At 38.0% G+C, this 13,401-nt stretch carries 13 protein-coding genes and 1 pseudogene; 8 read left to right on the forward strand and 6 right to left on the reverse strand.

Annotation, left to right across the window (positions count from 1 at the left end; translation table 11 throughout):
• The first annotated feature begins 99 nt into the window (after positions 1–99).
• Positions 100–1,050: a heme o synthase gene (gene cyoE / locus KMHG_RS04405; RefSeq protein ID WP_010287343.1), complete on the forward strand. Its 951-nt coding sequence runs from the start codon at positions 100–102 to the stop codon at positions 1,048–1,050.
• A 158-nt stretch (positions 1,051–1,208) separates the two neighbouring features.
• A complete protein-coding gene (locus tag KMHG_RS04410) occupies positions 1,209–1,556 on the forward strand; it encodes a zinc ribbon domain-containing protein YjdM (RefSeq protein ID WP_010287345.1) in 348 nt (115 codons plus the stop codon).
• 33 nt (positions 1,557–1,589) lie between these two features.
• Here KMHG_RS04410 and KMHG_RS04415 read toward each other — a convergent pair whose 3' ends face one another.
• A complete protein-coding gene (locus KMHG_RS04415; RefSeq protein ID WP_084761371.1) occupies positions 1,590–2,456 on the reverse strand; it encodes a cation efflux transmembrane domain-containing protein in 867 nt (288 codons plus the stop codon).
• Between the two features lie 58 nt (positions 2,457–2,514).
• Here KMHG_RS04415 and KMHG_RS17365 point away from each other — a divergent pair, with 58 nt between their 5' ends.
• On the forward strand, positions 2,515–3,219 hold the full coding sequence (locus tag KMHG_RS17365; protein WP_044504361.1) for a YwaF family protein: 705 nt from the start codon (positions 2,515–2,517) through the stop codon (positions 3,217–3,219).
• Positions 3,220–3,240: 21 nt separating this feature from the next.
• Here KMHG_RS17365 and KMHG_RS04425 read toward each other — a convergent pair whose 3' ends face one another.
• On the reverse strand, positions 3,241–4,404 hold the full coding sequence (locus tag KMHG_RS04425) for an iron-containing alcohol dehydrogenase (RefSeq protein ID WP_010287355.1): 1,164 nt from the start codon (positions 4,402–4,404) through the stop codon (positions 3,241–3,243).
• A gap of 92 nt (positions 4,405–4,496) precedes the next feature.
• On the opposite strand from KMHG_RS04425, the gene KMHG_RS18300 reads away from it, so the two are divergent.
• Positions 4,497–5,162, forward strand: a complete 666-nt coding sequence (locus KMHG_RS18300; protein WP_010287357.1) for a GNAT family N-acetyltransferase — start codon at positions 4,497–4,499, stop codon at positions 5,160–5,162.
• Positions 5,163–5,197: 35 nt separating this feature from the next.
• On the opposite strand, the gene KMHG_RS04435 is transcribed toward KMHG_RS18300, so the two are convergent.
• The 3 genes and pseudogenes from KMHG_RS04435 to KMHG_RS04445 form a co-directional block, all read right to left on the reverse strand.
• Positions 5,198–6,592 carry an FAD-binding oxidoreductase gene (locus KMHG_RS04435; protein WP_010287359.1) on the reverse strand — a complete coding sequence of 465 codons (1,395 nt, stop codon included), beginning with the start codon at positions 6,590–6,592 and terminating at the stop codon, positions 5,198–5,200.
• A 109-nt stretch (positions 6,593–6,701) separates the two neighbouring features.
• Complete coding sequence (locus KMHG_RS18990) at positions 6,702–6,875, reverse strand: hypothetical protein (RefSeq protein ID WP_154647356.1); 174 nt, start codon at positions 6,873–6,875, stop codon at positions 6,702–6,704.
• Positions 6,876–7,052: 177 nt separating this feature from the next.
• Positions 7,053–7,745 (reverse strand): annotated as a pseudogene (locus KMHG_RS04445) (RNA-guided endonuclease InsQ/TnpB family protein); the annotation flags it as partial.
• A gap of 231 nt (positions 7,746–7,976) precedes the next feature.
• Here KMHG_RS04445 and KMHG_RS04450 point away from each other — a divergent pair.
• Positions 7,977–9,131, forward strand: a complete 1,155-nt coding sequence (locus KMHG_RS04450) for a M20 peptidase aminoacylase family protein (RefSeq protein ID WP_010287364.1) — start codon at positions 7,977–7,979, stop codon at positions 9,129–9,131.
• Between the two features lie 230 nt (positions 9,132–9,361).
• On the opposite strand, the gene KMHG_RS04455 is transcribed toward KMHG_RS04450, so the two are convergent.
• Positions 9,362–10,663 (reverse strand): aminotransferase class I/II-fold pyridoxal phosphate-dependent enzyme, encoded by a 1,302-nt coding sequence (locus KMHG_RS04455; RefSeq protein ID WP_010287371.1) that lies wholly within the window; start codon positions 10,661–10,663, stop codon positions 9,362–9,364.
• Between the two features lie 413 nt (positions 10,664–11,076).
• Here KMHG_RS04455 and KMHG_RS04460 point away from each other — a divergent pair, with 413 nt between their 5' ends.
• From KMHG_RS04460 to KMHG_RS04470, 3 genes are all read left to right on the forward strand, one after another.
• A complete protein-coding gene (locus KMHG_RS04460) occupies positions 11,077–12,624 on the forward strand; it encodes a tetratricopeptide repeat protein (RefSeq protein WP_010287373.1) in 1,548 nt (515 codons plus the stop codon).
• 122 nt (positions 12,625–12,746) lie between these two features.
• Positions 12,747–13,067, forward strand: coding sequence for an ArsR/SmtB family transcription factor (locus tag KMHG_RS04465; protein WP_010287376.1), 321 nt, complete (start codon positions 12,747–12,749; stop codon positions 13,065–13,067).
• 91 nt (positions 13,068–13,158) lie between these two features.
• Positions 13,159–13,401: helix-turn-helix domain-containing protein (locus tag KMHG_RS04470; protein WP_010287378.1), on the forward strand; the 243-nt coding region annotated here is incomplete at its 3' end.

The following is a 13,401-nucleotide window of genomic DNA, read 5'->3' on the forward strand; positions in this document are numbered from 1 at the left end:
GTAATTGAATTATTTTTTGTTATGATAGTAGTATTGCAAGAAGTAAGGACGAATAGCATTAGTCTAGGAAATGACTAATCTTGTAAAGGAATGAATTACATGCGAAGTCAGCAAAAAATGAAAAATATGGCAAGTCACAATGCTGCTGTCGCCGTTGAGCAACCAACGATGATGAAAATTTTGGCACAAACGGTCAAAACGGGGATCATCAAATCGAATTTGATCACAATGATCGCAGGTTTAATGCTTGCGATGTACACATATCATGTCAATCCATTTGACGAAAAATTAGCGATCATTTTAGCGATTATCGGTACAGGTGCGGTGATTGGTGGCGCGGGTGCTTTTAATAACTGGTACGATCGTGACATCGATGCAAAAATGCGTCGTACACAAAAACGACCGACTGTTACAGGTGATGTTTCACCAACACAAACATTAATCATTAGTTTTGGGTTATTGATCGCCGGTTTAGCAATGCTTTATATTGCATCGCCAATGGCAGCGTTACTTGGCTTTTTAGGATGGTTTTTCTACGTTGTACCATATACGATGTGGACAAAGCGTCATACGGTTTATAACACAGAAGTTGGTAGTTTATCAGGCGCAATGCCACCATTAATCGGGTGGGGTGTTGTGAGCAATGATATTTTCCACCCGGCGATTATTAGCTTATTTATTATTGAGCTTATTTGGCAAATGCCACACTTTTATGCGATTGCCATTCGTAAAATGGAAGATTATCGTGCAGCAAACGTACCGATGTTACCTGTTGCAAAAGGCATGAAACGTACGTATGTAACGACAAATGTTTACTTAGTCATTTTAATTATTTGTTGTTTACCACTAGGATATTTAAGTACAGGTTTAATGCTCGTTGCAACTATTTTAAGTATTGTATGGCTCGTATTAAATATTTATGGCTATCATAAAAAAGATCCGAAAAAATGGGCAAACTTATTGTTTGTTTACTCATTACTGCATATGGTCATTTTATTCTCAACGGTCATTTTATATGCGGTAATCGGTCTGTATTTAGAATTTGCATAATGCATAGGAGACTGCTTTAAGCGGTCTCTTTTTTTTACGTTAAAATTGTAAAAATCGTGAACATCGCAGAAATTTTCGCTTGAAATAACGATAAAAGTCTTTTCTGAGCATATGACCTATGGCAAGATAGAGGAGAATACATAAAAGGAGGGGTTATCATGGAACAAATTCCAAATTGCCCAAAATGCGAATCGACATATACATATAGTGATGGGACTGCTTTCATTTGCCCAGAATGCGCACATGAATGGACTGAATTCGAGCAAAAAGAAGCAGAAGAAGCGGCGTTAATTAAAGACAGTGTAGGGAACGTATTATCACCTGGAGATAACGTAACGATTATTAAAGATTTAAAAGTAAAAGGTGCAACATCAGATTTAAAAGCAGGCACGAAAGTAAAAAATATTAAGTTTTGTGGCGATGTAGATGGACATGATTTAGAAGCGAAAGTAGAAGGTTTTGGTTCTTTATACATCCGTTCTCAATACGTGAAAAAGCTATTTTAAAACGTAAAAAAGAGGCCATAGTGTGCCTCTTTTTTATTGGATAAAACGAATAACGACATTCGTAATATGATATTCTTTTTTTAAAATCGTGAGTACTTCTTGATGTACCGCTTCTAAATGGGCATCGGGTGTAATTTTTAATCGACAGCTCAGCGTCATCGCTTCACCGATCACCGTCCACAATTGAATGTTAGAAATATCGATGACGGCTGTTAATCGATATAACCTGCCTTGGATTGCCGCTAGCTGAAGCTGTTCAGGTGTGCCTTCTGTCATCATGATGAGTGAGCGCGTTAAAACTTGATAAGATTGTTTAAATAATGTAATCGCAAGCATCATGGCGAGCAACTCATCAATAATGCTGACATCCCATTTTAAAAGCATAAGCGTCACGAGTACGACGAGAATAGCGTTCATACTATCCATTCGTAATAAATAGCGCATGTACGCTTGTGCACTCGATTGTTTTGACGAGAGTAAAAAATAGCAAATCATATTGCTAATTAAAATGGCTATACCTGTCTGTAATACAGGGTCAATTGCCACGTTTACGGGATGCATAAGTCGAAAGACGCTTAAAACGAGTAGTAAGCAAGCAATTAACGAGAAAAATAAGCCACTCGCTAATACAAAGATACGTTCTAACATCCACATACGATATGTCGCCCGCGGTTTCGATTTCCGTGCGATATAATGGTGATTAATCATATAAAAAATGAGTAGCAACAATGTCAAAATGAGATGGCTTATTGCACATAAAAGCGCAATACTATGGCTAAGAAAAGCGTTGTAACAAGCCAATATAAATGTAGCAGTCAGACAGAGGCATGCGAGAACAGTCTTTGAAAGTTGCCACGAATAGTGCATCAAAGTTGTAATAATCATCAAACCTCCTAGCATTATTGTATGTATACCCGAAAAAAGAATGGCATAATCGCGTTAGAAAGAGGGATAAATTATGTTCTTAATTGCGTTTCAGTTATTAGATGCCACACATCTGAGTTGGCTATCCATATCACTGTTACTTATATTGATCATGTGTTCGTATTATCGTCATCTGTCAGTGGCTTCAAGACGAAAGATGCGTATATGGATTGCTTGGACATTTATCGTGGCAGAAATCGTTAAAAACATTTACATTTGGTATTACGAACAGTGGCATCTTAATGTATTACCGCTTGAACTATGCGCACTTGCGATGTTTGCAATCTGTTTGCACGCCTATAAACAATCGAACATAATTGGACAGCTGCTATTTGCCGTTTTTTTACCGGGGGCAGTTTGTGCGCTATTGTTCCCAGCATGGACACACCGCGCATTATTAGATTTTGTGAATGTGCATAGTTTTTTGTATCATATCTTAATCGTAGGGTACGTTTGTATGATGTTATATGTGAAAGAAGTTGTTCCGAATGTCCGCGCCATTTGGCAACAGACTTTATTTATCGCTTGCGTGACACCAATTATTTATGGGATTAATGAACGATTCGGAACGAATTTTTTCTTTTTGAGCGAACCAGCAAAGGGGTCACCGATTGTCATATTAGAGCATTGGTTCGGAAATCCAGGGTATATTTTTGGACTAGTTTGTCTGCTCATTATCGTATGGGTGATTTTATATGGTAGCTACTATTTAATTCGCATGAAAAAACCGCGCACATAAATCGTACGCGGTTTTTGTCTGTTATAAAGAAGCTTTATAAATTGCTTCAGCGTCTGCTGATGTGACAGTCGCAAAGTTACCGAAATCACCATTACGCATCGCACGATCGACGATAGCGTCGACTGAAGAAACATCGATATTATAGTCACCTAAAGTCGTTGGTGCACCAATTGATGCCCAGAATGCTTCTAGTTTTTCAATGCCTTTTAAGCCTACTTCTAAATCGCTTAGGCCTGTCGTATCAACGTTAAATACACGTGTTGCAAGTTTGCGGAAGCGTTGTACATCTTCTTCAATGAAGTGACGCATCCAGCGAGGGAAAAGAATTGCTAAGCCACCGCCATGTGGAATGTCATGAATGGCAGAAACAGCATGTTCTAAATTATGTGTTGCCCAGTCGCCGCGGTAACCCATATTTAAAATACCGTTTAGCGCCATTGTACTACCGTACATAAGTGTTGCACGTGCATCGTAGTTGTTTGGATCTTTTAATGCGTCTTGTGCAGTTTCCATAATTGTAAGTAATAAACCTTCACACATACGGTCTTGGAATTCTGTATGTGGCGTTTGGTGGAAGTAATGTTCCAACACGTGACTCATACTATCAACAATACCGTAAATCGTTTGATTTTTCGGTACAGAAAATGTATAAGCAGGGTCTAAGATAGAAAATTGGGGGAAGGTGAATGGAGAACCCCAACCATATTTTTCGTTCGTTTCCCAGTTTGTAATAACAGAACCTGAATTCATTTCAGAACCAGTTGCTGCAATCGTTAATACGACGCCGAATGGTAAAGCTTCTTTTACAGAGGCTTTACGTGTCACGATATCCCATGCGGGTGCGTCTGTTTTAGCACCTGCTGCAATTAGTTTGACACAGTCTATAACAGAACCGCCACCGATAGCTAAAATGAAATCAATCGCTGTATCACGGCAAATTTGAATGCCTTTTTCAGCAGTTGTAAGACGTGGGTTTGGCTCAACACCGCCAAGTTCAACGATGTTAGCACCACAATCAGATAATACTTTATAAACGTCGTCATAAACGCCGTTTTTAAAAATACTACCACCACCGTATACGATTAATACGTTCTTGCCGTATTTCGGAAGTTCCTCTTCTAGTTTCAATACTTGACCTTTACCGAAATGAAGTTTTGTTGGATTATAAAAAGTGAAATTGTCCACATGAATCCCTCCTCATTATATATCTTAAAGATAGTATCATCGTTTGTACAATCATTTAAGCTCGCCTATAATGAAAAAAAGGGGGTGTCTCGATGATTCGAGCAGCCACAGTCGAAGATATTGCGATGATTCAACAAGTTGCTGTAAAAACATGGCAACATACGTACAAAGGGTTACTATCACCAAAATTACAGCAACAGTTTTTAGCATTTGATTATAACTACCGGCAATTACGAAAACGTATTACAACCTCAGCATTTTTTGTTGCAGAACATGCGCACAACGTCGTCGGATTTGCACATTTCACGACGACAGAACGTATAGAATTAGAAGCGTTATACGTTCTGCCTACCGCGCAACATCAAGGGTTTGGACGTCGTCTCGTAGAAGTAGGCACAACATTATTTCCACAACAAACGCTCTATGTACGTGTACTAGAGACAAATACTCAAGCGATTCGTTTTTATGAACAACTAGGATTTCGATACGTATCGGAAGAACCTTTTTCTGCTGGAGCCGATACGTTCGTCGTTCACTTAATGCAAAAAAATGATACAATGAAGCGAGAAAGAAAGGGACACATTATGTCGAAAAAAATTTTGATTCAGTTATTATTTGTTATCGTCATGATCGCTTATTTAGCGTATTATGATTTTCAAATTTTAAACGTGAATGGCGTTATTATGACCGTTATTATCGGTCTGTGGGTTTTAGCAACAGTGATGATGATTATGATTGAGCGTGCGACGCAAAAATAAAAAGAGAACGGCCTTATGTTAGCCGTTCTCTTTTTTTAATGTAATACTTCTGATTCGCTAATTAATTTACCTGGGTTTAAAATGTTTTTCGGATCTAACGTTTGTTTAATCGCACGCATCACATCTAAAGAGGCACCATGTTCACGTTGTTGGTATTGACGTTTTCCAAGACCAACACCATGTTCCCCTGTACATGTACCACCATGATCTAAACCGAACTCTACGAGCGATTCGTTGAATTTTTTCGCACGTGCAAATTCTTCTGGATTGTTTGGATCCATCATCACAAGGGCATGGAAGTTTCCATCTCCAACGTGGCCGAGTACACCGCCAATTAATCCTGTTTCTTCGATAAGTTTTGCTGCGTATTCAATCGCATCGGCCAGTGCTGCAATCGGCACGACGACATCTGTAGACATTAATTTACGACCACGATAGCCGTGTGTATACGCGTATGCTAAATTGTGTCGTGCTTCCCACAATTCATGGCGCGCTTTCGTGTCTGTTTCAAAGAAAACTTCTAAACAGCCATTGTCGTCCATAATTTCTCGTGTAAAAGCAACATCTTGTGCAAGTCCAGCTTCGTTACCATGAAACTCTAAAAATAATGTCGGTTTCACTAAATAATCAGTACCGCTATAGGCGTTCACTTGTTGCATTGATTGTTCGTCTACAAGTTCAACGCGAGCAATTGGCACACCTGCTTGTAAAATGTTCGTTGCGGCTTCAATCGCTTGACGAACAGTAGGGAAAACAGCACGCGCAGCCATTTCAAATTCAGGAATACCATAAACGCGTAACGTTAGTTCTGTAAAGCAACCGAGTGTACCTTCAGAGCCGACAAATAAGCCATTTAAATGATAGCCTGAAGAAGATTTTGCAGCTAAGCTTCCTGTATGAATAATACGTCCATCTGCTAACACGACTTCTAAATCGCGTACTTGGTCACGCATGACACCGTAACGAACGGCAGTCGTACCACTGGCATTTGTCGCTGCCATACCGCCTAACGTCGCATCTGCACCTGGGTCTACTGAGAAAAATAACCCGTGCTTTTTCAATTCTTTATTCAATTGTACGCGTGTCACACCTGGTTGTACGCGTACGAGTAAATCTTCTGGGCGAATTTCTAAAATTTGATCCATATGAATGAAATCAATCGTTAATGTATGCGTTACGGGAATAATATGTCCTTCTAAACTAGAGCCACGTCCAAATGGAATGACAGCGATTTCATATGTGTTCGCAACTTCCATAATTTTTGACACTTCTTCAGTCGTTTTCGGAAATACGACGACATCAGGTAAGGTCATCTGATGATAAGATTCATCTTGACCATGATTTTCACGTACCGTCTCATTCGTTGAAATTTGATCAGCTGCTAAAAACTGTTGTAATGCTTCAATAATCGTAGAAAGTTGTGCGTGCATATTTGTTAACCCCTTTTTCTGTATTTTCAGATAATTATAACGTAAATATTTGGGAAATAATAGGGTATAACTAAAAAAGGCAACGATTTTTTCGCTGCCTTTTAACATTTTATATAGATGTAGATAAATCGGTACGAGGCTGATCGAAGCTATGACTGTTTTGAATCATATTTAAAAGTTCATTAAGTGCTGCTTCAATATCTTCGAATGTGACGCCATCAAAAAATGTTGGTAATTCGATTTGGACATGATCTACTGATTGAGAGTTATGAGATGTATGCATAGCTTATCCTGCTACTAAAAACATATACAAAAGTATACATCTAGCTTTTTCCTGCTTCTCAGAATGCGTCCCCGGCACGTACCTACTAACGTTTCGTATCACTCTCCACAGGCTTCAATTCCGATGTAGCCCACCGTACTATATTTATTTAAACAGACACCAATAATTCATATTGTGTAGCTTTGCTAGACGCTGATGTAATTTTTGTACGCGACAAATTTGTTTTTGTCGATTGTTGAAGTAACAGTTTTCACCTACCTTTTTATCTTTGTTTTGTTCGTAACTTCTACTAAATTTCCGTTGCGCTTGTTTCAATCGTTTTTCAAGCTTTCTTACTTTATCTGTTTTATTGATATTTTCATAAACTTTACCATTACTCATCATGGCAAAATCATTAATCCCTAAATCAATGCCGATGCCTTCTGATTCCGGTGTTTGTTTTATGCAGTCAGGCACTTCGCATAATACTGAAATATAGAATCGGTCAGCTTTTTGTGATACTGTACCGCTTTTGATGACAGCATCTTTCGGAAGATAACCATATGCTTTCAATGTTACCCAGCCGAGCGTCGGTACTTTGATTTGATGGCGTTTTACTTCAAAATCAGTCTGATTATTTTTGGGGAAGTAAGCTTTTACATCTTGTCTTGCTTTCTTTTTGAAACAAGGGTGTTTACTTAAACCTTTGAAAAAGTTTTTATAAGCACGTTCAGCATTCATAATGGATTGTTTAACAGCTTTACTTGATACGGATTTAATCCACAAATCTTGTTGATTCTCTTTCGTGTGAATATTGTTTAACCATTTCGAGAAGTCATAACCACTCATGAATTTTCTACTTTCTTCGTAATTAACACGATTCGTTTTCACCTGATTTTAACGAGATATCATTTTATAAATATATATCCATTTGTCTGCTGTTTTATTACTCTTAGTTCCTTTTTCTATCATACTTAAAAAAACAGAAAATTTCAAACTTTTTTGTTCTACTTCAGTATGCTATAAAAGATTGAATTTTCTGAATAAAATTGATTTTTAGTAAAAAAAGTGTTAAAGTAGTATACATTTATAGTGAATTAGCATATGAAGAGGTGAAAATTCGTGCGAGAATTGTTGGAGCGTCACAAACCATTTTTGAGAGATGTCTATACGACATTGCATCAAATACCCGAAGTAGGGTGGCAAGAGTATAAAACGACAGCTTATTTAGCAAAAACATTGCGCGATTTAGACTTTCGCGTAACGACATTTGAAGGTTCAACGGGGTTATACGTAGAAATTGGGGAAGGAAAACCTGTGATCGGTTTACGGACTGATATCGATGCACTTTGGCAACAAGTGGACGGCGAATTTAAAGGTAATCATTCGTGTGGACATGATGCCCATATGACGATGGCTGTTGGAGTGTTATTAATGTTAAAGCGTCTGCATAATCCGACAGCAGGTAAAATTCGTGTGTTATTTCAACCGGCAGAAGAAAAGGGGAATGGCGCATTGTCGTTTGTTGAGCGCGGTCTCGTTGATGATATGAGCTTTTTATTTGGTATGCATCTACGCCCTGTACAAGAAATGCGAGATGATACGTACAGCCCTGCTCTGTATCACGGAGCGGCGCGTCTCATTGAAGGAAAAATCATCGGACAAGAATGTCATGGCGCACGCCCACATTTAGGGAAAAATGCCATTGAGATCGGCTCAAGCCTCGTTACTGCACTATCGCATATTCATATTGACCCTATGATTCCATCTTCGGTGAAATTAACGAGCTTCCAAGCAGGAGATGTTCAAAATGCGAATACGATTCCAGGAATTGCGAGTTTTACAATTGATGCGCGTTCACAGACGAATGAAGGTATGGATCAATTAATGACGCAAATTAATTTAGCGATTTTAGGTGTCGAGCAGGCGCATCGTGCAAAAATCCAATGCGAAACGAAAGCATCAATTGTGGCGGCAGAAGTCGATGATACAGCGAAACAATTAATGAAACAAGCGATTATTGATACGTGTGGGATCGAACATTTATCGAAAGATGTCGTGACACCAGGTGGCGAAGATTTCCATTATTATACGTTGAAGCGACCATATGTAAAGGCGACGATGCTCGGCGTAGGGTGTGGTGTGACACCAGGCTTACACGACCCTTATATGACGTACAATCGCGATCGTATTTTTACAGGTATTGAAATTATGACAAAAACAATTTTACATGCAGTAGCATTTAGCCACCGGGCATTAGCACAAGAAAGCAAATAATCATAACGTAGCTACAAAAACGGCACCCTGCTCGTTACAACGATGTAACGAGTGGCGGTGTATTTTTTTGCATAAAAAATAAGAGGTTGGGACATAAGTGTAAAAACACCATCTCAAATGAGCATAAAAAAACCCGGAATCGCGCTGTGGCGCGGTTCCGGGTTTTTGTTGCGAATGCTAAAAAAGGAAAATGAAATGTTTTGTCCCAGCCTCTTATTATAAACAAGTAGTTATTTTGAAGCTTCTACGTCTTTTACAGCTGCGTATAATAAGTCAAATAGTTCTTCAATGCCATCTTCTTCGATACAAGAGAATGCAACACGAAGGTCTGTTTCGCCAAGTGCAATTGCACCAACGCCGTATTTTTCAAGCGCTACTGGACGTAACTCATCAGCTGTTACATTTTTCAGTTTTAGGCACATGAAATAGCCAGAGTTGAATGGGTAGTAATCCCATGCATCGTCGTATTTACCGCTATCAAGCACTTGTTTCGTTTTGATCGCGCGGCCTTTCATAATATCGAATTTTTCTTGTTTTTGTTGTTCGAACTCAGGGCTTTGAAGCGCTTTTAATACGAACGTTTGAGAAGGGTGTGGACCAGAAGAAATTGTCGCACGGATAATACCACGTGTTTTTTCTTCTAATGCATGTAAAATTGCTTCGTTTTTCGCAGCGTACGTGATGAAACCTACACGGAAGCCCCATACGTATTCTTCTTTTGTCGCACCATCAATTTTAACAGCTAACACATTTTCATGTACGTCTGCTAAACGGCCGAATAATGATTCTGTAATTGAATCTTCGAAGAATAATGAGAAGTATGCGTCATCTGTCACAGCGACTACTTTTACACCTGTATCGGCAGCTTCTTTAATCGCTTGAACGATTGTATCTGCTTCTTGTGGTGTCGGTGTGTAACCTGTTGGATTATTTGGGAAGTTTAATAAAACGATGGCTTTACCAGTCGCATCTTTTTGAGCGATGATTGTTTCTTTTAATGCTGTTGCGTTGAAAAGACCTGCATCATCGTATAAAGGATATGTTACGACATTAGCGCCGCGACGAATGCCGAATACCATATCATAGTTTTCCCAGTTTTTATCTGGAATGATTAAAGCATCACCATTGTCGGCAAATAAATCTGCAATAATTGATAAACCATGTGTTAAAGCGTTTGTAACGATTGGTGTACCAAATGTTTTACCTACTAATGATGGGTTTTCTTTAATCATTTTCTCGCGCCATGCTTGACGAAGCTCTGCTTTGCCTTGTGGTGGAGCGTATAAGTATAAGTCTTTAGGTTCGTATGCAGATAATGTATCTTGGATGACTTTTAAGTGCATAGGTTTGCCATTTTCAAGTGCTGTACCGATCGTTGCGTTGTATTTTTTTGCAGATTTTGCTTCTGCAGATTGCGCTAAAATACCTTCAGTTGGATAGTACATTTCTTTACCAAGATTAGACAGCATGTCCAATACTGTTGGTGCTTGTTGTTGTAGTGTGTCGTTTAATTGAGCTGCTAATTTATGCATAAACGTCGCCTCTTTTTCATAATATTTGCATTATTATACAGTAACGGAAGACCGTTGAAAATCGAATTGTATAAATTGTCGAATAATTTAACTAAGTTAGCGATTTTCATTCGTAGAGCGCTTCGTCGTCGCCATTACTTCTTTCATCATACGGTCAAAATGCCGTAAAATCAATGGTTTATCGGCAATATAACAAATTTTTCTATCTCTTTTTTTTAGGATGAATAATTAGCATTTCGCTCATCTTTATAAAACCTTTAAACATCGCTTCTTTAAAGAAAATAGTGGACGTCTCATGCGTTTTAAATTATCAAATGAAAAATTGAATGCACTACTTTTAATATTACTTTGAACATTTGCCCTATTTTTGATAAGATGGTGGGTGAAACTTTTAGTAGAAATGTAGGTAAAAAATGAAATCGATGATAGATGATGCGTTGCAAGTACATTATGAGCAACTATTACAACAAGAAAAAAATGTTCAGTTAGAACGGGAATTCGCATTGAATTGTGCGACATCGTTACTGACAAAAGGGCAAATCGTTCATCAATCTTTACAAGGGAAATCAATGAAGTCGAAATTGATCGAGGTGGCACGTATTGTGAAACATCGTAGACAATCTCCTTATTTAAATTATTTCCGTGAAAGTGCGAAAAAAGTAAAAACGATTGACGAACTACTAGATATTGTTGCGTTAAGTGAAGAACAACATTTTGATGATATTTATTATATGAAGGCTGTGGCAAAGAAAGCATTACAATTAGGCGACTTATCTTTAGCAATCAAATATTTGAAACGCGTACTATCTATAAAAGAAACGTTTGAGCAAACATTTAATTTAAGTGTTTTCTATTTATTAGAAGGCAATCAAGCCCAATCATCGGTTTGGTATGACAAAGCGATGGCATTATATGATGAAAAGAAACACGCGACATTTTTTGCGAAAGACGGTTATCGTAAATACGTTATTCGTAAAACTGATGATTATACATTAGAATTTTATAAATGGCGCGGTAAAGCAAGAGGAGCTATTGCTGCTTTTGATACGATTGAATTAACATATAAACAAGGTATTTTTGCAAAATATTACGTAAATAATCAACAGTTAGATATTGTTGCACTTCGTCGTAATCGTTTAAATTATTTTTATGAAAATTTAACGCAACAAGATTATACAGCGATGACAGCGCATATTTTTGAGCAGTATGATCAAAATTACGCATACGGTACGAGTTTGGCGGGCTATTGTTCTGTATATTACGGTTCGGTTATTCCGAATGTGCGTATTTTAGCATTTGCACCGCGTAATTCAGGGCATCCACACTACGGCACAAAACGTAAAATTGTCTTTACACACGCTTTACAATTACCGACTGTTGAAGCACCTGTTACGTTACTATTAGACCCTAAAAATACGTTGGATTGGCAATATTACAATGAGCAGTTAAAGCCAGCGCTTCAAAATGTACAAATGATTCCCGTACCATACGCAGGGCATCGCGTTTTACGCTATTTAAAAGAAACAGGTGTATTACGTCAAACGTATGAAACGTTTTTTGCACATAAACCAGTATCACTCGGTAATGCGCATCAGCACCGTCATGAGTCACCAGAATATTTTGCTATTTTAGCAGAGCAACTGATTAGTCATGCGCATTATAAATGGGCGGTCGGAGCTTGTGATCGTTCATTAGCATTATTACCAGATTTTGATCGTGCGCTTTATCAAAAAGCAGTTGCATTGCGTGCTTTAGGCCGCTTAGAAGAAGCAACTGAATCATTAGAACGTGCACTTGCAGTCGATACACCATTAATTAAAGTGACGTATTTATTAACAGATATTTATAATGAACTCGGACGTGCTGATCGTTCTGTGAAATTACTGCAAAAACTTTCAAAACGTCATCGTTCAAAATCATTAACGAATCGATTGAAAAAAGCAAAAGCTTTATTAGTATAACGAAAAGGTACATGAGTCGTTCATGTGCCTTTTTTGTTGTTTTAAACATTGACATGCTCGGAAACTCATCATATACTATATATGAACATATAATCATATATTGAAGTAAGGGGTGTTTCAACATGGAAGATTCACCAGCAATTGATTTTTCACAAGCATTAGATGAAGAAACGTTGTTTATCGTTTCGCAAACGTTTAAAGCAATTAGTGATCCGACGCGCATTCGCATTTTATATTTATTATTTGAGCGCGAATATGCGGTAAATGAAATGAGTGAGGAGCTCGGTTTGAAGCAATCTACAGTCTCACATCAACTTCGATTTTTAAAAAACATGCGTCTCGTGAAGTCACGTCGTGAAGGAACGAGCATTTATTATTCTCAAGCAGACGCGCATGTGATGCAAATATTAAAACAAATGATTGAGCATGCAGCTCATTGCTAGGAGTAATAAAACAGTAGACAAAAAAATAGACAAATGGGTATATATGTATAAGATGCTATCTCGTTGAAATCAGATGAAAGGATGATAAGAAATGAAGCGGGCTTATAAGCTGGAAATAAAACCAACTGACCGGCAACGTGAAAAACTTATTAGAACTTTTGGTGTATGTCGTTATGTCTACAACATGTACATCGCAACTAATCGTGTTAACTATGAAGAAGGCAGAAAATTCATGAGCGGTTATGATTTCTCGAAATGGTTAAATAATGTTCATATGAAACAAAATCAACAAGACTTATGGATTAAAACTGTATCAAGTAAGGCAGTTAAGCAG

It is taken from the genome of Kurthia massiliensis, from assembly GCF_000285555.1.
GTDB classification, from domain to species: domain Bacteria; phylum Bacillota; class Bacilli; order Bacillales_A; family Planococcaceae; genus Kurthia; species Kurthia massiliensis.